The organism is Ensifer sp. ZNC0028, from assembly GCF_000799055.1.
Classification (GTDB): Bacteria; Pseudomonadota; Alphaproteobacteria; order Rhizobiales; family Rhizobiaceae; genus Ensifer.
The window spans coordinates 24131-43486 of sequence record NZ_JTLA01000081.1 but is presented as its reverse complement, the minus strand read 5'-3'; the positions used below and the strand labels follow the sequence as shown (position 1 = coordinate 43486).

Genomic DNA, 19356 nt, shown 5'->3' with positions numbered 1-19356 from the left:
GCACGGCTGCTGGATCTCTGTGACGAGCACAGAGATGAGGGTGGGTTGGGCTGGCCTCGTGCCAAGCCGCCGGCAAAAGCATGGACAAATACTGGCGCCAACATCGCCCCCTCATTCCTGTGCCTGTCACAGGAATCCAGCCGCGTCGCGTCGGCGGCGCGAGGGACTTTTCCCACCAGGCCGGACGTTCACGTGCCAGGACTGCATTTCCCGCCGTGCCGACACACGGCTGCTGGATTTCTGTGACGGGCACAGAGATGAGGGTGGGTGCGGCTGGCGTCGTGCCAAGCCGCCAGATGAGGGTGGAAGGGGGCGGCCTCGTGCCCAACCGCCGGATGAGGGTGGAGGGGGTGGGGCTTGAGCCAATGGGACACATTCGGATCGGCGGCGATGGTCTCGTCGAACAGCGCTTTTCTCTTCGCTTCCCCCGCGCCAAACTTTTTTGGGAAAATTTCGACACCGCTGTCGGCACCGTGATTTCCCGTTCGTCATTTAGGCAGGGAGGCAATCTGGCTTCCTCCACCGGAGCGGGATAGGAAAAAAATCCGCGCGGGTCTTTCGCCCGCAGCCTGCTCTACCTATCTGGGTTTCACCACGCCGGCACCCCCTGAGGTCACGAGGACCGGGACTGGCGTGACAGAGGAGAATGGACAATGCGCGTAGTGGTTTTTGTAAAGGCGACCGAAGACAGCGAAGCGGGCAACATGCCCTCGACCGAGCTCTTGGAAGCCATGGGCAAGTACAACGAGGAACTGGTCAATGCCGGCATCATGCAGGCGGGCGAGGGGCTGCAGCCCTCATCGCGCGGCGCTCGCGTCGCCTTCGACGGGGCCGACCGCATGGTCATTGACGGTCCCTTCGCCGAGACCAAGGAACTGGTCGCCGGCTTCTGGATCTGGACCGTCAAGGACATGGCCGAGGCGATCGCCTGGGTGAAGCGCTGCCCTAACCCGATGCCGGGTCCGAGCGAAATCGAAATCCGCCCGGTCTTCGAGATGGAAGATTTCGGCGACCTGGTGACGCCGGAGATCGCCGCCCGGGACGAGCAACTGCGCGAGAAGATCGCCAACCAGTAAGGGCACTTAGCCGAACCTTGGAGTGGTCTTGCCCATCTCCTCAGGTTTAACCCGAGTGCCAACCCTGCTTGCCCCTCACCCCGCAGGCGGGGAGAGGGGACGAGCCCGGTTCTCGGTGATTTCGAACGCGGCGCCGTTACGGTCAAATGTGTCTGGTCGGGGGTGGGGCCGGATTGCGGTGCTTGTCGCCGAGGGAGTGAGTGCCACGCATGTCCTTCACTCCGCCAAGCGGGGAGAAGGTGGCCGGCGGGCGGGATGAGGGGCAAGCCCTCACCGGGCGGATGAGGGGCAGTCGTCACCGGGCGGATGAGGAGTAAGTCCTTACCGCGGGACGGGGGCGGCCGCTGGTGTTGCGCGGTGACAAGGTGCTGCGCGGCGAGTGGGACGAAGGCCGTCCGCGGGATGAACGGCTGCCGCAATGTCCGGATCGTGTCGACGTTGGCTGAAGGTCTGATCTACTTCCCGTAGAGATTGTATTAACCGTGTTCGTTTACCTTATTTGCGGGGTTTGAACCGGAGTGGGGCAATGGTCAGGACGAGCAGTTTCGTCGTTTTTCTTCTTTCAAGTGTTTCGATTGCGGCGGCTGCCGATATCGACGGTCCGCTGGTGGGGCCGCAGGACGCCTATGAGGTGCCGGTGGAGCAGGCGTCGGGCGGCATCGTCGGCTATGTCGAGACGTCCTATGGCGCTGCCGTGGACTCGCCCGGCGATATCGATGCGGATGCATGGGACCTGCGCGGCGCGGTGAACTTCGACGCCGGCGCCGGCATGAACCTGCAGGTCGATCTCGGCTACACGCGCGCCTCCTTCGAGGATATCGACACCAACAGCTATGACGGTGCGCTGCACGGCTACTACCGCAACGATCTCTTTGCGGCCGGCGTCTTCGTGCAGGGCGCACGGCTCGACCCGGGTATCGGCGTCGACCTCAACGACTACATGGGTGGTGTCGAGGCGGCTTATTTCCTCGATACCTGGACGCTGCACGGCGCGCTCGGCTACGGCCAGGCGAGCGTCGAAGACTTCGACGACATCGACGCCGACCATTACATGGGCTCGCTCGGCGCCCGCATCTACGCGACCGACAACCTGCGCTTCGACGTCGACGGCTCGCTACATCGCATCAGCGAAAACGACCTGGACTACGACCTGCGCAGCGTGAAGCTGACGGCCAACTACCGGCTGGACGCCTTCCCGGTCACGCTCTTTGCCGGCTACAAATACACCAATGAGGAACTGTCGGGGCTGAGCGCCTCGGTTTCCGGCGACACCAGCACCCTCTTCGGTGGCCTTCGCTTCTCCTACGGTTCGACGACGCTCAAGGAAGAAGAGCGCCTCGGCCCGGTCTGGTCCAGCAATCGCCTGGCGTTCTGATCGGCTTGGCGTTCTGATCGGTCTGGGGGGCGGCGACATTTTGCGCCGCCGCCGGCCAGGGACAATCATCAGGCAAGAGCATGGTGGCACCGCGCGTCTGACAAGGCGCGCGGTGTTCTTATGTCATCGCAGGCTCCTCAGATAATTAGCCCGATCGAACGGGTTCGCACCCAGCCGGGGCCGGGCGGGTTGTGTGCCTGCGATCGGGGCGTAATGATCGAACGCGCTTTCAAGCACGCCTGCGCCGCTGGTAAGCCCCGGCAACTGCCGCTGGACACCCTGGACGTTGGCCGATGCCATCGTCCCCTTGAGCCGGGCAACGCCACCCTCCATCACCGCATCCGTCGTCGATGCGCCTGATTTCGCAAGCAGCGTGTGGATGGCGGTGAGCACGGATGCGGGCGCTTCGAGGCGGAAGCTGTCGATCGGCTCGCAGACGACCGTGCTGGCCGAAGACAATGCCTCGGCGAGCACCAGCGGCGTCAGCCGGCGAAAATCGACGGCGGTGCTCGCCGGCGATGTCTGGCGCGCCGCCGTCATGGCGACGTGGCAATCGATCACCTGCCAGCCGAAGACACCCGCCTTCAGCGTCTCGGCGACAGCCTCTTCGACCGCCCGGTAAAAGCTCGCGGGCATCTGCCCGACATCCACCTCCAGGGCAAAACTGTTCCCAGCTGCCGGCGGCCGCGGTTCGATCCTGAGGCCGACGGTTGCGAGAAACGGGTTCGGTTCGCGGAAGATGATCTCGATGCCGGTGCCGGTACCGACGGGCCTTTCGACACAGATGACCGTGCTTTCCTCGAACTGCGCGGCGAGGCCGAAATCGGCAGACAGGGTCGCCTCGATCACCTCCTTCTGCACCTCGCCATAGAGCGAAACGAACATCTCGCTGGCGTCGTCGCTGCAGCGCAGGTTGATGAACGGGTCCTGTTCAGCCAGTTGCTGGAGCGCAAGCCAGAGCGCCGTGTTGTCCGACGGGCGCACCGGCCGCACCAGGGTTTCGAGCGTCGGCGGCGCGAAGTGAAACGCCCCGGCAGCACCGCCGCCGACGCCGACCCAATCGCCGATGCGGGCTTGGGCAAGCCCGCCGATCTTGGCGATGCGGCCGGCTGTCACCTGCTCGACCTTCTGCAGGTGGCCCTGGTCGAAGAGCTGGATGCTGGTGACCTTTGCCGCGCCGCCGGGCAAAGCGAGATAGTCGCGCGTGGCGACGGTGCCCGAGGTCAGGTTGAGAAAGGCGAGTTTTTCACCGCCCCAGCCGCGCTCGATCTTGAAGATCCGCCCTTCGACCGGCGCATCAGGGGCGGGCGCTTTCGCCGGCAACAGCGTCTCGATCGCGGCGATCAGGTCCGGCACGCCGACGCCGGTCATGGCGATGCCGCAATAGACCGGGTGCAGAAGGCCGGCGGCAAGCTGTGTCGCCAAAGCCTTCTTCAACCGTTCGACAGTCAGGCGCTGAGGCGCCAGCACATAGTCGTCGAGCAAGGCCTCATCGTTGGCGGCAAGCGCCTCCGAAAGCGCCGAGAAATGCGGCTCCTGCGCAAGGTCGACTGGCACGGTTCTCGCCTGCCGGCTGCCGGCCCCGACCGCCGCCGACATGATGACGGGGCGGACCGAGAGTTGGCCGGCGATCTCTTCGACGACCTCGGCGGGACGCGCGCCCAGACGATCGATCTTGTTAACGAAGAACAGGAAGGGGACGCCGAGACGGCGTAGCGCCCGCACCAGCACGCGGGTCTGCGCCTGCACGCCTTCCACGGCCGAGACGACCACGACGGCGGCATCGAGCGATTGCAGCACCCGCTCGACCTCGGCGATGAAGTCCGGATGCCCGGGGGTGTCGATGAGGTTGACGACCAGATCGCCAAGCCTGAACGACACGACGGAGGCGGCGATGGTGATGCCTCGCTGCCGCTCGAGTTCCAGGCTGTCGGTCTGGGTATTGCCGCTGTCGACGCTGCCGAGCTTGTCGATCGCGCCGGTGTCAAAAAGCAGTCGTTCCGTAAGGCTAGTCTTGCCTGCATCCACGTGGGCGAGGATGCCCAGATTCAATGTGCGCATATCCCATCAGCTTCTCAAAAATTCGGATCTGGGTTTCTTGAGAAGTGACTCGGCGCATCGGGGCCTCCAGACTTGAGCTTCTTGCGGATCGCGCAACCCACGGCAGGCGAGGGTGCTCGTGAAATCTAAGGACGCCACGTGAAGGGCGTCAAGCGCCGCCGGATAACTCTGAATTGGTGTTGCAGATTTGCTGGCTGTGGCCGGAGCCATCGAAAATCGCGATGCTCCCCCTTCAAGGGCGCACGCGAGATCCGGGCGAACACAATGTCTGGTCGTACTTATTAGTATATGCTAACTTCCTTCCGCCAAAGAAAAAGGGGAGGCAAACATGGATATGACCCGTCGCGCCGTCGCTTTGGGCGGCGCCGGCCTGCTTGCATCAGCATCGTTCTTACCTGCGAACGCGCTGGAATCGCCGCTTTTCGATCCGGTCGAGGCTGCCGATGATTTCTGGCTGGCGGTGGAAGCCTATATCTACGGCTACCCACTGGTGACGACGGAAATGACCCGCCGGGTGGTGACCAATGTGGCCAAGCCCGAAGGCAGCAAGGGGCCGATGGGCCACGTCATCAAGCTGCGTGAATATCCGAACGCATCCTTCAAGGATGTCACCGCGCCGAATGCCGATACGCTGTACACGACAGCCTTCGTCGACGTCGGTAAGGAACCGTGGGTGCTGTCGATCCCCGACATGAAGGATCGCTTCTTCCTGTTTCCGATGCTCGACGGCTGGACGACGGTGTTTCAGGTGCCGGGCAAGCGCACGACCGGCGGCGGGGCGCAGGCCTATGCCATTACCGGGCCGGGCTGGCAGGGAAGCCTTCCCGACGGCGTGACCGAATACAAATCCTCAACCGGCATCGTCTGGATCCTCGGGCGCATCTATTGCGATGGCACGCCGGAGGACTATGCGGCGGTGCATAAGCTGCAGGACGAATGCAAGCTCTGCCCGCTCAGCGCCTATGGCAAGGACTGGACGCCGCCCGCCGGCAAGGTCGATCCGGCGATCGACATGAAGACGGCGGTGCGCGAGCAGGTCAACCGCATGGATGCGGTCGAATATTTCACGCTTCTTTGCGAGTTGATGAAGACCAATCCGCCGACGGCGGCCGATGGCGAAGCGGTCGCCAAGTTTGCCGAGATCGGCATCGTACCGGGCCAGGATTTCGACAAGAGCAAGCTCGACGTCGCCTTCGTCTCGCGCATTCCTCCCATGGCGTTCCACCGCACCATGCTGCATTTCAAGTTCAGCGATGGCGACATCCAGAACATCAACGGCTGGGGCTTTACCACCAAGACCGGCATCTACGGCACCAACTACCTGCAGCGGGCGCTGATCACGGCGATCGGGCTTGGCGCCAACCGTCCGCAGGATGCGATCTATCCGACGTCGCTGAAGTCCAGGGACGGCCTGGTTTCCCGCGCCTATCACGGCTCCAACAAATACGTCGTCACCTTCCCCAAGGGGCAATTGCCGCCGGTGCGCGGCTTCTGGTCGATCACCATGTACGACGAGAACTATTTCTTCGTCGACAATCCGCTCAACCGCTATTCGATCAGCGCCCGCGTCAGCCCCAAGGCCAATGCCGACGGATCGACGGAGATCTACATCCAGAATGAATCGCCCGGAAAGGACAAGGAAAACAACTGGTTGCCGGCTCCGAAGGACAAGTTCATCCTGATGATGCGGCTCTATTGGCCGGACGACAGTCCGCCTTCCATTCTCGACGGCTCGTGGCTCATCCCGCCGGTGAAAAAGGCGGGATGACAAAGGCGAAAGCGTCCCTGCGTCTTCGCGTGAAGGCGCAGGGCGTCGCGATCAGGCTGCGGCTCAGCGCTTCGGCAGCACGAGATCGCCGACCGTATAGATGTGAAACTCGCTGCGCGAGACCTCGTCCAGCTTGCAGAACTTCTCCGCGAACACCGGATCGGAGAAGAACTCGTCGACATTTCCGGTGCCCTGTATCGCCTCGACATTGACGACGGTCTCACCGTCCGTGCTCTTCGACAGCGTGCTCCAGAGAAAACCTTCCTTCCGTTCGGCAACGTAATGCACGACGTCCTGGATGACGGCGAAGGCTTCTTCCTGCTTGCCGGGATGGGCGTGAATGACGTTGACGACGAAGGTCGTCGGAGCGGGGGATGCCGAGAATGTGGGGCTAGGGATCGTTGTCATGCTTCTCTCCATTTGAACGTCGCGGCGCATCGGCCGCGACGGCATCTGGATATCGGCAGAGAAATAGCGGATAAATGAGCGCGTATTCTCATCACTTCGGAAAATAATTCCGCAATCGGCGCGCGATGGACAAGCTCGGAACGCTCAGCATTTTCATTCAGGTGGCAGAGGCCGGCAGTTTCGTGGCCGCCGGCCATCGCCTCGGGCTTTCGGGCTCGGCCGTCGGCAAGGCGATCGCACGGCTCGAAGACGAGATGGGCGTGCGCCTGTTCAACCGGTCGACGAGAAGCATGGCGCTGACCGAGGACGGCAGCTTCTTTCTCGACACCTGCCGCCGCATCCAGTCCGAGTTCGAGACCGCGCAGGCGCAACTGTCGCGCTCGCATGCGACGCCGCGCGGGCAGCTGCGCGTCAGCCTGCCGCTCGCCGGCATGCTGCTGATGCCGACCATTTCGGACTTCATGCGCGCCTATCCGCTGATCAATCTCGACCTCGATTTCACCGACCGGCTGGTCGATGTGATCGAGGAGGGTTTTGACGCGGTCATCCGCACCGGCGACGTCAAGGACACGCGCCTGATGAGCCGCAAGCTCGGGACCTTCCGGCACCGGATCGTCGCTTCGCCGGAGTATCTTGGCGCGCATGGCCGGCCGGAGGTGCCGGAGGATCTGCTTGGGCATCGCTGCCTGCATCATCGTTATGCCAATTCCGGCCGCCTCGAACCCTGGCCGCTTCATCGTGACGGGCGAGAGGTGAAGCTCGATCTACCTGTAACGACGGTTGCAAGCACGCTCGACCCGCTGATCTTTCTTGCGGAGCGCGCCTTCGGCATCACCTGCCTGCCGCCCTTTGCGGTGTCGGCGGAACTGGCGGAAGGCAAGCTGGTCTCGCTGCTGGAGGACTATCTTCGCGAAACCGGCACATTCCGCGTGCTGTGGCCGACCAATCGCTATCTCTCGCCCAAGGTGCGCGCCTTCGTCGATTTCATGGCGGCGAACCTCTTTGCCGGGTGACGGTCGGGCGGCGCGGAACGTTCCCCGTCGTTGATCCAGCCGTTGCTAAAGTGCTCCAAATGTCAGAAGCTTCGCTGACGCCATCGGGTCTTGCGAGCCGGAGCAGATGCGCACCATGACAGACGCCTCTTCCATTCAGCCAGCTGCCAGCCACGATGCCCGCATCTGCCGGGGATGCTGGGACCAGATGCATGTGCCGATCCCGATCCGCGGGCCCCTGGCGCTGCCGTTCCGCGCCTTCGGCATCACCCGCAGCAAGATGAACCCGAACATCTGCACGATCTGCGAGCGCTCCTTCCGTTACGTGAAGAAGCAGAGTCACGTCGCGGCAAGCGCCACCATCCTCTTTGCCGACATCCGCGGTTTCACCCACCTTTCGGAGCGGATCGAGCGGGTGCGGTTGAGCCAGATCGTCAGCCTGTTTCAGGATCGTTGCGCTGAAGCCATCTGGGCGCATGACGGCATCGTCAACAAGCAGATGGGCGACGGGCTGATGGCGATCTTCAACTTTCCGATCATCCGGAAAGACCATGCGCAGGCGGCGATCCTGGCCGCACGCGACATCCAGCGGCATTGCGCCGATGCGCTCGGCCGCCTCGACCTCGACGGTCTCGGCGAACGCCCGCTCGGCGTGGGCGTCGGCATTCACACAGGCGAGGTCGAGATTGGCGAGTTCTCGACGTTCCGCAGCGATTTCACCGCGATCGGCGGCACGGTCAACCTGGCCGCAAGGCTCGAATCCCAGGCCGAAGCCGGGGAAATTCTGATCTCCCCGGAAACGGCTTTCGAGGCGGCAACGCTGACGGCGGGCGCCAGCACCCGGCTGCTGGTTCTGAAGGGCATCGACCAGCCGGTGGAGGCGAAGGTGCTGGCGACGCATTGACCGGCCGCGAAGCCACCGCTGATCTGTCCAACCGGTGCGCTAAGGCTTCGTCAGTGGAAGTTTGCCTGATAGCTGGTTGCGATCAGGGAGACATGCGCGTCGAGAGGCGCGCGTAACTCGAAAGCCCTTGGATGGCGTGAGAAATCATAGAGGCGGACCAGGCACCATTCCTCGCGTCGTCTCTCGGCTACCTCAAGTTCGTTGCGGGAGATATGGAATGGCGTTCTTTCCCAGCCGTTGGTGGTCTTTACCTCGATCAAGCGCACGCGCCCGTCCGGCGTGAAGCTTGCGATGTCATAACCCGCGCCATCGCCGTCTTCCTGCGCCACCCACCGAACCTCGCCGGCCAAATCCTGGCGACCACTTTGTCGTAGCTGGATGCGTTCATGAAGGAGGACGCGCTCTTCTCCAGCGCGGCCAAGGGCGCGATTGCGTTCGTCTCGTCCAGCCACGTCGAAACGCCGGGCAACGGCCTGCATTTGCGTCAATTCGGTGGGTGGTGGCGCATTGTGCAGAGTGGGTGCGACGCCAATAAAGAGTGCGGGCGGCTCCGCCATGGCGGACGCCAGATCAGCGCCAAGGAGGCTATCCCATTGCGGGTGGCGGGCTAGCCATCGCGATATCGCTTCGGCCAACGACATCTGGAAATTGAACCTCGGCTGATAACCGCTGAGAATGGGAAGGCCAAAACCCTTTGCGGCTGCCGAAATGTTGCAATGTTTGAATTCGATCGAACCGCGAGTTCTTCCAAGCGCGCCCTGCAGAACGCGGTTTTGCAGGGCCTTGTTGTAGGGGCGACCAGAAAGCTCGGCGCTGAGCATGGAAAAATAGGACGCGACGATCGCGTCATTTTCCGTTTCTGTCCAATCGTTTACGCTCATGCGCGCCAGGCTATGCAGCGCGCTTCTGCCTGTCATCCGAAGAAATCACATTGCGCCTTGTTCTTCGCCTTCATCCCCCGAAATCGGGCGCTTCAATCCACGGCTGGACTTGGCTACGCCCACATGTCGCGCACGCAGCGGCCGTCCGGTGCCAGGTCCTCGAACGTGTCGAAGCCGTCGAAATGGTCGATCGGGAGATGGGCGACCTGCTCCAGCGCGGCCAGCCTGACGTTGACGGCGATGCGTCGGCGGCCCCGTGGGTCGAGCGTGAGGCTGCGCCAGGCGACGACGCCGGCGCAGGTCGGGCAGAAGAGGATTTCGAGCGTCGGGTCCTTCTCGTCAGCCCGCGTGTACGCGCGGAGATCGCCGCTGACCGCGATGCGCTCGCCTTCGTAATCATAGGCCCAGAGCGTGCCGTAGCGGTGGCAGAGCGTGCAGTTGCAGGCGGTGATCGGGCCGGGATCGCCCCTCAATGTCCACTTTCCGTTGCCGCAATGGCATGAGCCGTCGAGCATGGGCCGCTCCTGCTGTTGTTTTGAGGCGGCATAGTGCCCCGTTGGCGGGGCGTCCGCAATCGGTGCCGGACGTCAACCTTGCTCGAGCGCCAAGGCAGCGTCGATGAAGGGCGCCTTCAAGGCGAGATACTCGCCGATGCCACGCTGGTTCGTGGCTTCCAGATGCAGCTTCAACGCTTGATAACGGGCACAGAGATCCGGATCCTGCCGAAGGAGATCGCGAAAGCGCAGCATTCTTGCATCTGCCAATGTCCTGATCGGCAGACATGGACCTTGTGGGTTCGAACGCCGTTGACGTCGCGCCGGTAGAAGTGGTGGTCCTGCGAAAGGTCCGTGCCGGATCGCGCTGCCTAGTTGCGGTCGAGCCGCATGACCTTTTCTTCGCCAAGCACCATGCCGGTCTCGCGGAAGCCGAAGCGGTGGTAGAGGGCGTGGGCGCGGGCGTTTTGCGGGTAGACGCCGAGATAGATGTCGCCGCATTCGGGGATCGTGGCCATGTGTTCGAGGAGGGCCGCGAGCGCCTGGGCGCCATAGCCCTTGCCCTGGTGGCCGGCGTCGATCATCAGCCGGTAGATCCAGTGGTTGCCGTCATCGGGGTCGAGCGCATACATGGCGAAGCCCACCGGCGCGCCTTCGGCCATCACGGCAAAGCCGACGCATTCGGGGCGTTCGGCGAGTTCTTCGAGAGATTCGTCGTTGCTGGCGATGAAATCCATCTGGTTTTCGTGAACGTCGAGCCTTCGGATGACATCGGCATCGACGGTATCGACGGGCAGGAGTGTAATCGTCATTCGGTCCTCGTGGTCGACGCTTTGGCCTTGCGCGGTGGTCTCTGTTCGATCCCGTCTGCGGTCGCCTTCTCCCCGCGGGGCGAGCGGGGAGAAGGGACCTTGCAGCATGCTCGGCGTCCACATCCTGCGCCGGGGGGCGCGAGCGGTTTCCTCTGCGGGGCGGGCAGGGAAACCAAAGGGTAGGCGGAGCCGGGCCGCTGCCGTTCCCTCTCCCGGTCAACGGGCGAGGGAGTTGGGGGCAAGGAACCGGAGGCACGGGGACACGCGTCCAGCTTGGCTAAGCGTCAATAACAACTTGATTATACGTTTTCAGTTTCTGCCGTACCGGCCCGGCCGCTACAGGCGCCGAAATCCGGAAAGCGAGCCCTTCTCCAACGGGCGCATTACCGCAACATTGCGATGGCAAGAAAGGATCGGCCGTCCTGTCGGCCGCTCAGGTCTCTTCCACGATCTTCGGCTCGGCCTTGCCCGTCCATTCCAGGGTGATGGTGCGGCCCTGGCGGACGTTCTGGATGACGGAGGGGCGGAAGACGGCGAGGCACTCGCCCTCAGGGTCGCGCGCCGACGGATAGATCAGGCCGTTGCCGCCTTCGGCAAGAATGGTGGCGGCAAGCGCCTGGCCGGCGGGGTAGGCGACGGCGGTGTCGGGCGAGAGATAGGCGGCGTCCTTTTCGCCGCGCACGTCATGGAAGCGGCAGGTGAAGCCGGCGATCAGCTCGCGGTAGCGGGCGATATCGTGGAAGCTGCCGGCTTCGCTGAGCGCCCGGGTGCGGTGATAGACGATTTCCGCCTGGCAGGTCTGAAGCGCGCGCGGGCCGAAGGCGCAGTACCAGGCGCCGCGTTCCTCGCCGTTGAAGCGGTTGCCCGGCGGGCGGGCATGGCAGAAGGCGGCATTGATCAGCGACCAGCCGTAGCCGAAGGTCTCGTTCAGGAGTTCGGCCGGATCGACGCCGACGGGCAAGGCGAGCGGGCTCAGCCGCGCCGAGGTCATCGCCTCCAGCCGGTTGAGGATCTCGATCTCGTCGTCACCGTCGGCGAGCGGCTTGACCGCGGGCTCGTCGATATACGCGGTCGAGATCAGCCGGACGGTTGCCGGCTCGTTGAAGTTGATTTCCGGAATGGGCGCTTGGGCGATCATAGGCCGCCGCGCAACCCGTCGAGATAGCGCCTGACCTTCATCATCACGGGAATGCCGCCCTCGATCATCAAGTCGACCGGCGAGCGGCCGGAAAACAGCGGGCCGGTGTTGACCGCCTTCGGCCATTGATAGGTGAGCGGCCCGTTGAAGAACAGCCGCAGGCCCTTGAAGATGCCGACGATCAGGCTTGCGCGCATCTTCTTGTCCTGGTCGAGCTTGCCCTTGAAGTCGCCTGCCTTCATGCGGTTCCAGGTGGCGATCGGCACGTCGAAGAGCTGGGCCGCCTCCCGGTTGGTGAGGTTCCAGAGGTCGCAGGCCTTCACCACCGCCTTGACGATGACAGCCTCTTCCTGCCGGGCAGCTTGTCGGTCGGGCGCGAAAGCCGGTTGTGCGAGGGCCATGAATGTCTCCTATGCGGTGACCGTTTGTATCATATGATATAAATTGATCGTGAGCGCGAGAAAGTCAAGGGTTGAGCCGGTTGCTGGCTTGGGATCTGCCATCACGGCAATTCGATTTTACTCCCTGGAAGGCGATCGCTAGGCTTTCGGGCACAGTTGATGGGAGAGAGAGTCATGAAGCGCGCACTTGCAGCAATCGCATTCGCACTCGCCTGTTCCGGCTCCGCCTATGCGCAGGACACCAGCATGAGCTTCTTCGTCACCAGCGCCAACCCCGGAAAAGGCGGTGACCTCGGCGGCCTGCAAGGGGCGGATGCCTATTGCGACACACTGGCCAAGGCGGCGGGGTCGACGGGCAAGAGCTGGAAAGCCTATCTTTCCACGGATGCGGAGAACGCCAAGGACCGGATTGGCACAGGGCCGTGGTACAACGCCAAGGGCGAGAAGATCGCCGATGACGTCGCATCGCTTCACAGCGACAGCAACAACCTGACCAAGCAGACGGCGCTCAACGAAAAGGGCGAAGTGATCAACGGGCGCGGCGACACGCCCAACCGCCACGATATCCTGACGGGCTCGAAGGCCGACGGCACCGCGGCGACCGAGACCTGCGGCAACTGGACGATGGGTGGCGCCGACGGTTCGGCGATCGTCGGCCACAGCGACCGCACCGGATTGAACGATTCCGCCGAGGCAAAATCCTGGAACTCGTCGCACGCGACGCGCGGCGGCTGCACGGTCGAGGCCTTCAAGGGCACCGGCGGCGAGGGGCTGTTCTACTGCTTTGCCGTGAAGTAGGGCGCCCTCGGTTCGCCGCTGTCCGTGTCTGGCCGGTGTCTTTGTCCCATGCCTCTGAGGGACGGCGTCCTGGTGGCTCTTGCCGCTTGAGTTCTTGTCCCGAGGTGGCCGGCAGGTCGGATGAGGGGGCAACCCTTAGCCGTGCGGATGAAGGGGAACCCGAAGACTTGGAAAGAAGCACGGCATTCGGCAGCAAACGCCGCCACCGGTTGTTGCGGTCAACCGGTCAGTTCAGGCCGGCGCGGGCCAGTCCCTCGACCAGGCGCGCCCGGTCCTCGGCGCGGACGAAAGACGAGGTTACCGCGACCGCATTGCGGGAGATGTCGGGAACGAGTGACTTCAACCGTGCGAGCAGGTCCGCGGCAGCCTCCCGGTTGTCGAGAAGCCCGGCGCAGGCCGTGCCGATGATGAGCGGAACCACGTGGCCGGAGCGCAAGCGATGCGCCTCCCGCGCGTAGTGCAGTCCACGTTCGTAATTCGCACCCTGGAAATGCGCCATGGCGTAGTAAAACTGAAAGTCGCCGAGAAAGGCTTCGCGCGGGCTCAGCCTGAGGGCGTAGTCGATGCAAGGAATGGCGTCGGCTGCGCGGCCTCCATTGGCATGCGCAAGGCCCAGCTGGCCGTGGGCAAAGGCGGAGTTGGGGTTGATCGCGACAGCCTGGCTGATCGCTGCCATCGCCAACGCATTGTCACGCGTTGCAAAGGCGATCATCGCCTGCGCAAGGTAGGTCCACGGCTCCTTGTCGTCAGCGGCAATGGCCTGCTGGACGAGGTCCCTGCCAAGGGAGAGCGCGTAGCCCATGTCCTCCCACCCCTGGAAGGCGCGCCACATGGTAATCCAGCCTTTCATGGCCAGCGCCTGGGCATAGCCGGGAGCCAGCGTGATGGCCCGGTCGAGGAGCGGCAGCATCTTCCCGCTGCTCTCCTCGGACAGTTGCGAACACAGGAACACCGCCCGCACGACACATTCCCAGGCATCGAGGCCATGATGCGGTTTGGGGCTTTCGCGGGCATGCTCTGCCGCCAGCAGTTCCGGGCCGATGCGGCCGACGACGCTTGCGGTGATTTCGTCCTGGATGGCGAAGATGTCGCCGAGGTCGCCGTCGTATCTCTCGGCCCAGAGATGGACTTCGGAGGCGGCATCGATGAGCTGCGCGCTCACCCGCATCCGGTTGCCGGACTTGCGCACACTCCCCTCGAGAACATAGCGGATGCCGAGTTCGCGCCCGACGGCGCGCACGTCCACCGGCTTTCCCTTGTAGGTGAACATCGTGTTGCGGGCGATCACGAAGAAGCCCTTGAGCTTGGAGAGCGCTGTCGTGATGTCCTCGGTCAGCCCATCGCTGAAGAAGTCCTGCTCCGGATCGGCGCTCATGGCGCTGAACGGCAGCACGGCGATGGACGGCCGATCAGGAAGGGCGGGCCTCGGCGGCGGCGCCCGTGCGGCCGCTCCTTCCAGTAGGGGGCGATACAGCCGCACCGGGCGGTCCATGTTCTTGAGCGCGCGTTCACCGAGATACTCGTAGTCGCAGTCAAGCTTGCCCTGGAGGTGATCGTAGGCCGTGCCGGAAATGCAAATGCCGCCGGGATCCGCCACGGACTGCAGGCGGGCGGCGATGTTGACGCCATCGCCGTAGAGATCGCCGTCGACCTCGTGGATCACATCCGCGAGGTTGACGCCGATCCGGAAGACGATGCGCCTCTCCGCGGGGATACCGGCCTGGTCCTCGGCAACGCGTTTCTGGATAGCGACCGCGCAGGCGACGGCATCGACGACCGAGCCGAATTCGACGAGCGCGCCGTCGCCCATCAGCTTGACGATGCGGCCCTGGTGCTCGGCGAGCAGCGGGTCGATCAGCTCCCGGCGCAGAGCCTTGAGAGCCGACAACGTCCCGGCCTCGTCCTGTTCGACGAGGCGGGAATAGCCGACGACATCAGCGGCCAGGATCGCGGCCAGCCGCCGCTCCGCTCTTGCAGGTGCCATGGCTGTCTCCCCCTCAGGAGATCCGCCGCATGAAGCCCAGGCGATTGACGGGATGCACCATCCGGCTGCCCGACACCGCGACCGTGCCCGCACATGATACCACTCAGGCGGTTCCATGGCGACGCTTCACGAGTGCCGCCTTCGATGGGGCTTGCATCCACGATGCCGACGAAGCGTTGGCGAGCCTGATCGGGCGCTATTCTCTTACATACGGCCCGAGCAGCGACAGGTCCGCTTCGCCGAGCCGGTCCTTGGCGGTCCAGAGCTGGTGCCAGTAGGGATAGATGACCGGCGGCAGGCTGACGGCGTCGAGCAGTTCGCGTTCCTCATCGGAGAGCTTCAGGCCGGCGGCGGCCAGGTTGTCGGCGAACTGGGCCTCTGTGCGGCCGCCGATGATGACGGATGTCACGCCCTTGCGGCCGACCAGCCAGGCGAGCGCCACCTGCGCCGGCGACACGCCGCGCTCGCCGGCGATGGCCACGAGCATGTCGACGATCTTCCACAGCCGCTCCTCGTCGCGGATCGGCGGTTCCTTCCAGCCGGCGAGCTGGCGGGTGCCTTCGGGCGTCTCGTTCCGCCGGTGCTTGCCGGAGAGCAGGCCGCCGGCGAGCGGGCTCCAGACGAGCACGCCGAGCCCCTGGTCGATCGCGATCGGCATCAGCTCGTATTCGGCCTCGCGCGCCTCGAGCGTGTAGTGGATCTGCTGGCTGACGAAGCGCTGGCGGCCTTCGAGCGCGCTGACGCCGAGCGCCTTCATGATGTGCCAGCCGGAATAGTTGGAGCAGCCGATATAGCGGACCTTGCCGCTGCGAACGAGGCTGTCGAGCGCCTCCATCGTCTCTTCGAGCGGTGTGAGGCCGTCCCATTCATGCACCTGGTAAAGGTCGATGACGTCGGTGTTCAGCCGCTTCAGGCTCGCCTCGCAGGCGGCGATCAGGTGCTGGCGCGACAGCCCGCCGTCGTTGGGGCCGGGGCCCATTGCAAAGCGCGCCTTGGTGGCGACGAGCACGCCGTTCTTGCGCTTGCCGCCGAGCACCTCGCCGATGATCTCCTCGCAGGCGCCGGTCGAATAGATGTCGGCGGTGTCGATCAGGTTGACGCCGGCATCGAGGCAGAGGTCGACATAGCGGCGCGCCTCCTTCAGGCCGACATTGCCGACCTCGGCGAACTTGCCGCGGCCGCCGATGGTCATCGTGCCCATGGTAATGACAGAGATTTTCAGGCCGGAACGGCCGAGCAGCCGGTATTCCATGGTCTCTGATCCTTTGCTGGTGCGCGGAGCGGGAGGAGAAGCCTTGGCCCGCGATGAAAGCCGATGGCGATGGGGGCGGTCAAGAGGTGGCCAAGGGGCGGGTCAGGAGGCGGGTCACGGGACGCGTGCGAGTGGCGACCACAAGGGCGATCACGAGGGCAATCAAGGGCGATCGCATGGGCGCGGCGTCCGTGCGCGGGCACGGCGTGTAGACCTGCAACACTCTGCAATCGGATGTTGCGGTTCTTTCGGTTCCGGTTTCTTAGGGCTGGCTTGGGGACGGCAAAATGTTATCGTTTGGTCGAGAGATGAGGGGAATCACTCGATGAGCGTTGTAAAGCGTCTGCTGTCCGCATCGGCGATCGTTGCCGGTCTGGGCTGCGTTGTTGCACCTTTGACCGCGAATGCGGCCGAAAACGGCGCGGGGTTCTATCTCCTGGGTGCGCGCGGCCCGATGGCCGGCCTGCTGGCGCCGCCCGGAACCTATGTCCAGAACGACACCTATTTCTATTTCGGCGAGCTCAAGGGCAACAAGCAGCTTCCGCTCGGCGGCGAGATCGTCGGCGAAGTCGATGCGAAGCTGTTTGGCGATTTCGTCACCGGCCTCTGGGTCATGCCCGAGGAAGTGCTCGGCGGCAATCTCGGCTTCACCGCTATCGTGCCCTTTGGCGGGCCGACCGTCGATGCGACGCTGTCGGCGCCGAGGGCCGGCCGCTCGGCCTCGGTCAGCGATTCCGTCTTTACCATCGGCGACCCCGTATTCGGCGCGGTTCTCGGCTGGCATGAGGGCGATTTCCACTGGACGGCGAACGCCACCGTCAACGTGCCGATCGGCGACTACCAGAAGGGACAGCTTGCCAATCTCTCGTTCAACCGCTGGGCGGGCGACTTCACCTTCGCCGGCACCTGGTTCAACCCGGAAACCGGTCTCGACATCTCCGGTGCCGCGGGCTTCACCTTCAACGGCGAGAACCCGGCGACGGACTACCGGACGGGTACGGAATTCCACGCGGAATGGGCGGTGACCCAGCACTTCAGTCCGGAATTCTCCGCCGGTGTCGCCGGCTACTTCTACCAGCAGGTAACGGGCGACAGTGGCGCGGGCGCAAGGCTCGGTCCGTTCAAGGGCCGGATCGCCGCGATCGGCGGCACCATGGGCTACAATTTCAAGATGGCCGAGACGCCGGTCTCGCTGACGCTCAAGGTCTTCCAGGAGTTCGGGGCCAAGAACCGGCCGGAGGGCACCGCCGGCTTCGTCACCATCGCCTTTCCGATCGGCACGCCGCCGGCGCAGGTGAAGTAGGCCCGAACCGGGCTTCCCTTTCGTCCGCCGGCGCCGTTTTCGGCCGGCGGGACGAGGGCAATGCATGATTACCGTCCGGGGCGAAACGATCGCCCGCGGCAGGGTTCGTCTGTGGCGACGTTGCTTTATCTCCCGAACGGCGCATACTGCCGCCATCGCTGGGCAGTGATACGGGCCCCGGCGGCTGAAAGATCATTCGCGCTTTCGCCCCAGTTCAGGAGGTCGCGCGATGTATTCCACGGCCCACGCACAGGCGCTTCTCCCACACGACATGAACAGAATAGAGCAGGTTTTCGCAGAGATCCTGCTCGAGCGCGGACTTTCGCGCGACTGCGCGATGGCGGAGGCAATCGCAAGACGCATCTTCAGTTGCTACCAGCGCGGCATCCGCGAGAGCGGTGCCCTCAAATACATGATCGGTTTAGACCTGCGGTCGGCGACGCAAACGGATGCCGGCACGCCCGTCCATGGCAGCCAGGAGGTTTCAATGCAGGAGATTGCACGCGAACCGGACAGTCAGATCGGCCCTGACGATCTTGACATGTTGCAGCGCACCTTCGACCGCGTCTGCATCTGGTGCAGCATCCCGCGCTACGGCAAGCGCGCCGACCGGCTGGCCCGCCACATCACCGGCCAGTTCCGTCGCGGCGTTTCCGACGAGCGGGTGCTGTTTGAAAACGCCATGTGGCTGGAGCAGCAGGCCGATCCAAGGCGGTACCGCGCCGACAACTGACGCCGGCATCACCTAAAGCCCGCCGCGATCTTTGAAACGCGCGACGCGCTTTAAGTCCCTGATTTGGCGAATGTCGTTATCGCAAGACCGCTGCGCGCTTTGCGCGACACGCTCTAGATCTCGAAAAACCGCTCCGGCATCAGCTTCCGGTAGGGGAACATGTGGAAATAGGGGCGTGCCTCGGCGAGCACGCGGCGCACGGACGCGCGTTCGAGCAGCCGCTCGAAATAGGCTGAAAGATGCGGATGCGTTCCGTCGAAGGGCTCGACGATGCCGCCATAAAAGAGCGCCGGCGTGGCGGCGCAATCGGCAAGGCTGAAGGCGTCGCCGGCGGCGAAAGCATGCGTGGCGAAGTGCTTGTCGGCCATGCCGTAGGCCAGAGCCAGTGCTGCGCGGGCATCGGCAACGCCGCGGGTGTCGTTTTCGCCCGGGGCTCGCAGCGTATCGGTGACGATCTTCTGCATGGGCACGTGGATGTAATTGTCGAAGAAGCGATCCCAGAGCCGGACTTTCAGGGCCGTGTCGGGATCATCGGGGATCAGCCGCTGGCGGCCCGGATAGTAGCGGTCGAGATAGTCTATGATGATCGACGTCTCCGGCATCACCACGTCGCGAGCGCTATCCGTCAAGACCGGCATCTTGCCGACCGGCCACAGCGCCGCGAAGCGGGCCGCTTCTTCCGGGTCGAGCAGGTCGACCAGGCTGCTTCTGAACGGGGTCTCGTTTTCGTAAAGCGCGATCAGCACCTTGTGGCAGAAGGAAGCGAGCGGGTGCTGGTAAAGCGTGAGGGACATGCGCGTAGTCTCCAGTGCCGAAGGGACGCTTGCGGATCGGTCGTCAGGTCTTTACGGGCCCGTTTATTGCAAAACCGGTCCTGTTTTGCAATCGGTTTTCGAGGTCTGAGGACCAAAAGATCTGGGGGCGCAGCGGTGAACGGCGGCAGCCGCGCCGGAAGCGCGCCGATTTTTTGGGGACG

Annotated in this window: 19 protein-coding genes; 8 read left to right on the top strand and 11 right to left on the bottom strand. The window is 64.0% G+C overall.

What is annotated here, in order from left to right; translation table 11 throughout:
- Positions 1-653: 653 nt before the first annotated feature.
- Both L981_RS18880 and L981_RS18875 read left to right on the top strand, forming a co-directional pair.
- On the top strand, positions 654-1076 hold the full coding sequence (locus tag L981_RS18880; RefSeq protein ID WP_043619622.1) for a YciI family protein: 423 nt from the start codon (positions 654-656) through the stop codon (positions 1074-1076).
- Between the two features lie 526 nt (positions 1077-1602).
- Positions 1603-2451, top strand: a complete 849-nt coding sequence (locus L981_RS18875) for a hypothetical protein (protein ID WP_043619621.1) — start codon at positions 1603-1605, stop codon at positions 2449-2451.
- 123 nt (positions 2452-2574) lie between these two features.
- On the opposite strand, the gene L981_RS18870 is transcribed toward L981_RS18875, so the two are convergent.
- Positions 2575-4512, bottom strand: coding sequence for a translation factor GTPase family protein (locus L981_RS18870; protein WP_043619619.1), 1938 nt, complete (start codon positions 4510-4512; stop codon positions 2575-2577).
- A 328-nt stretch (positions 4513-4840) separates the two neighbouring features.
- Here L981_RS18870 and L981_RS18865 point away from each other — a divergent pair, with 328 nt between their 5' ends.
- Positions 4841-6280: a DUF1254 domain-containing protein gene (locus L981_RS18865; RefSeq protein ID WP_043619617.1), complete on the top strand. Its 1440-nt coding sequence runs from the start codon at positions 4841-4843 to the stop codon at positions 6278-6280.
- A gap of 63 nt (positions 6281-6343) precedes the next feature.
- Here the strand turns inward: L981_RS18865 and L981_RS18860 are convergent, their stop codons facing one another.
- Positions 6344-6688, bottom strand: a complete 345-nt coding sequence (locus L981_RS18860) for an antibiotic biosynthesis monooxygenase (protein ID WP_043619615.1) — start codon at positions 6686-6688, stop codon at positions 6344-6346.
- 125 nt (positions 6689-6813) lie between these two features.
- Here L981_RS18860 and L981_RS18855 point away from each other — a divergent pair, with 125 nt between their 5' ends.
- Both L981_RS18855 and L981_RS18850 read left to right on the top strand, forming a co-directional pair.
- Positions 6814-7701 carry a LysR family transcriptional regulator gene (locus L981_RS18855; protein ID WP_043619613.1) on the top strand — a complete coding sequence of 296 codons (888 nt, stop codon included), beginning with the start codon at positions 6814-6816 and terminating at the stop codon, positions 7699-7701.
- Positions 7702-7816: 115 nt separating this feature from the next.
- Positions 7817-8584, top strand: coding sequence for an adenylate/guanylate cyclase domain-containing protein (locus L981_RS18850; RefSeq protein WP_043619638.1), 768 nt, complete (start codon positions 7817-7819; stop codon positions 8582-8584).
- 50 nt (positions 8585-8634) lie between these two features.
- On the opposite strand, the gene L981_RS18845 is transcribed toward L981_RS18850, so the two are convergent.
- The 6 genes from L981_RS18845 to L981_RS35595 all read right to left on the bottom strand — a co-directional run bounded on the left by L981_RS18845 (position 8635) and on the right by L981_RS35595 (position 12310).
- Positions 8635-9501 (bottom strand): DUF3883 domain-containing protein, encoded by an 867-nt coding sequence (locus L981_RS18845; RefSeq protein WP_245281662.1) that lies wholly within the window; start codon positions 9499-9501, stop codon positions 8635-8637.
- A 77-nt stretch (positions 9502-9578) separates the two neighbouring features.
- Entirely contained in the window at positions 9579-9980 is a 402-nt protein-coding gene (locus L981_RS18840; protein ID WP_043619612.1) for a GFA family protein, read from the bottom strand.
- Positions 9981-10052: 72 nt separating this feature from the next.
- Positions 10053-10214, bottom strand: a complete 162-nt coding sequence (locus tag L981_RS35145) for a GrpB family protein (RefSeq protein ID WP_197067162.1) — start codon at positions 10212-10214, stop codon at positions 10053-10055.
- A gap of 116 nt (positions 10215-10330) precedes the next feature.
- Complete coding sequence (locus L981_RS18830; RefSeq protein ID WP_043619610.1) at positions 10331-10771, bottom strand: GNAT family N-acetyltransferase; 441 nt, start codon at positions 10769-10771, stop codon at positions 10331-10333.
- A 433-nt stretch (positions 10772-11204) separates the two neighbouring features.
- Positions 11205-11909: an RES family NAD+ phosphorylase gene (locus L981_RS18825; protein ID WP_052201875.1), complete on the bottom strand. Its 705-nt coding sequence runs from the start codon at positions 11907-11909 to the stop codon at positions 11205-11207.
- Positions 11906-12310 carry an antitoxin Xre-like helix-turn-helix domain-containing protein gene (locus L981_RS35595; protein WP_043619609.1) on the bottom strand — a complete coding sequence of 135 codons (405 nt, stop codon included), beginning with the start codon at positions 12308-12310 and terminating at the stop codon, positions 11906-11908. The genes L981_RS18825 and L981_RS35595 overlap by 4 nt, the downstream gene beginning before the upstream one ends.
- Before the next feature lie 174 nt (positions 12311-12484).
- On the opposite strand from L981_RS35595, the gene L981_RS18815 reads away from it, so the two are divergent.
- Complete coding sequence (locus L981_RS18815; RefSeq protein ID WP_043619607.1) at positions 12485-13108, top strand: hypothetical protein; 624 nt, start codon at positions 12485-12487, stop codon at positions 13106-13108.
- A gap of 226 nt (positions 13109-13334) precedes the next feature.
- Here L981_RS18815 and L981_RS18810 read toward each other — a convergent pair whose 3' ends face one another.
- Positions 13335-15092, bottom strand: a complete 1758-nt coding sequence (locus L981_RS18810) for an adenylate/guanylate cyclase domain-containing protein (protein ID WP_043619605.1) — start codon at positions 15090-15092, stop codon at positions 13335-13337.
- A 196-nt stretch (positions 15093-15288) separates the two neighbouring features.
- Positions 15289-16344 carry an aldo/keto reductase gene (locus L981_RS18805; protein WP_043619603.1) on the bottom strand — a complete coding sequence of 352 codons (1056 nt, stop codon included), beginning with the start codon at positions 16342-16344 and terminating at the stop codon, positions 15289-15291.
- A 325-nt stretch (positions 16345-16669) separates the two neighbouring features.
- Between L981_RS18805 and L981_RS18800 the strand changes: the two genes are divergently transcribed.
- Together L981_RS18800 and L981_RS35135 are read left to right on the top strand one after the other, a co-directional pair.
- Positions 16670-17647 (top strand): transporter, encoded by a 978-nt coding sequence (locus tag L981_RS18800; RefSeq protein ID WP_043619601.1) that lies wholly within the window; start codon positions 16670-16672, stop codon positions 17645-17647.
- A gap of 229 nt (positions 17648-17876) precedes the next feature.
- Positions 17877-18380, top strand: a complete 504-nt coding sequence (locus L981_RS35135; RefSeq protein WP_197067161.1) for a hypothetical protein — start codon at positions 17877-17879, stop codon at positions 18378-18380.
- Between the two features lie 113 nt (positions 18381-18493).
- On the opposite strand, the gene L981_RS18790 is transcribed toward L981_RS35135, so the two are convergent.
- Positions 18494-19174 (bottom strand): glutathione S-transferase family protein, encoded by a 681-nt coding sequence (locus tag L981_RS18790; protein ID WP_043619599.1) that lies wholly within the window; start codon positions 19172-19174, stop codon positions 18494-18496.
- Positions 19175-19356: the final 182 nt, after the last annotated feature.

What these genes read in the sequence shown, in the direction of transcription:
- L981_RS18880 (WP_043619622.1), top strand. Translation starts at nt 654, where the DNA reads ATGCGCGTAGTGGTTTTTGTAAAGGCGACCGAAGACAGCGAAGCGGGC.
- L981_RS18875 (WP_043619621.1), top strand. Translation starts at nt 1,603, where the DNA reads ATGGTCAGGACGAGCAGTTTCGTCGTTTTTCTTCTTTCAAGTGTTTCG.
- L981_RS18870 (WP_043619619.1), bottom strand. Translation starts at nt 4,512, where the DNA reads ATGCGCACATTGAATCTGGGCATCCTCGCCCACGTGGATGCAGGCAAG.
- L981_RS18865 (WP_043619617.1), top strand. Translation starts at nt 4,841, where the DNA reads ATGGATATGACCCGTCGCGCCGTCGCTTTGGGCGGCGCCGGCCTGCTT.
- L981_RS18860 (WP_043619615.1), bottom strand. Translation starts at nt 6,688, where the DNA reads ATGACAACGATCCCTAGCCCCACATTCTCGGCATCCCCCGCTCCGACG.
- L981_RS18855 (WP_043619613.1), top strand. Translation starts at nt 6,814, where the DNA reads ATGGACAAGCTCGGAACGCTCAGCATTTTCATTCAGGTGGCAGAGGCC.
- L981_RS18850 (WP_043619638.1), top strand. Translation starts at nt 7,817, where the DNA reads ATGACAGACGCCTCTTCCATTCAGCCAGCTGCCAGCCACGATGCCCGC.
- L981_RS18845 (WP_245281662.1), bottom strand. Translation starts at nt 9,501, where the DNA reads ATGACAGGCAGAAGCGCGCTGCATAGCCTGGCGCGCATGAGCGTAAAC.
- L981_RS18840 (WP_043619612.1), bottom strand. Translation starts at nt 9,980, where the DNA reads ATGCTCGACGGCTCATGCCATTGCGGCAACGGAAAGTGGACATTGAGG.
- L981_RS35145 (WP_197067162.1), bottom strand. Translation starts at nt 10,214, where the DNA reads ATGCTGCGCTTTCGCGATCTCCTTCGGCAGGATCCGGATCTCTGTGCC.
- L981_RS18830 (WP_043619610.1), bottom strand. Translation starts at nt 10,771, where the DNA reads ATGACGATTACACTCCTGCCCGTCGATACCGTCGATGCCGATGTCATC.
- L981_RS18825 (WP_052201875.1), bottom strand. Translation starts at nt 11,909, where the DNA reads ATGATCGCCCAAGCGCCCATTCCGGAAATCAACTTCAACGAGCCGGCA.
- L981_RS35595 (WP_043619609.1), bottom strand. Translation starts at nt 12,310, where the DNA reads ATGGCCCTCGCACAACCGGCTTTCGCGCCCGACCGACAAGCTGCCCGG.
- L981_RS18815 (WP_043619607.1), top strand. Translation starts at nt 12,485, where the DNA reads ATGAAGCGCGCACTTGCAGCAATCGCATTCGCACTCGCCTGTTCCGGC.
- L981_RS18810 (WP_043619605.1), bottom strand. Translation starts at nt 15,092, where the DNA reads ATGGCACCTGCAAGAGCGGAGCGGCGGCTGGCCGCGATCCTGGCCGCT.
- L981_RS18805 (WP_043619603.1), bottom strand. Translation starts at nt 16,344, where the DNA reads ATGGAATACCGGCTGCTCGGCCGTTCCGGCCTGAAAATCTCTGTCATT.
- L981_RS18800 (WP_043619601.1), top strand. Translation starts at nt 16,670, where the DNA reads ATGAGCGTTGTAAAGCGTCTGCTGTCCGCATCGGCGATCGTTGCCGGT.
- L981_RS35135 (WP_197067161.1), top strand. Translation starts at nt 17,877, where the DNA reads ATGTATTCCACGGCCCACGCACAGGCGCTTCTCCCACACGACATGAAC.
- L981_RS18790 (WP_043619599.1), bottom strand. Translation starts at nt 19,174, where the DNA reads ATGTCCCTCACGCTTTACCAGCACCCGCTCGCTTCCTTCTGCCACAAG.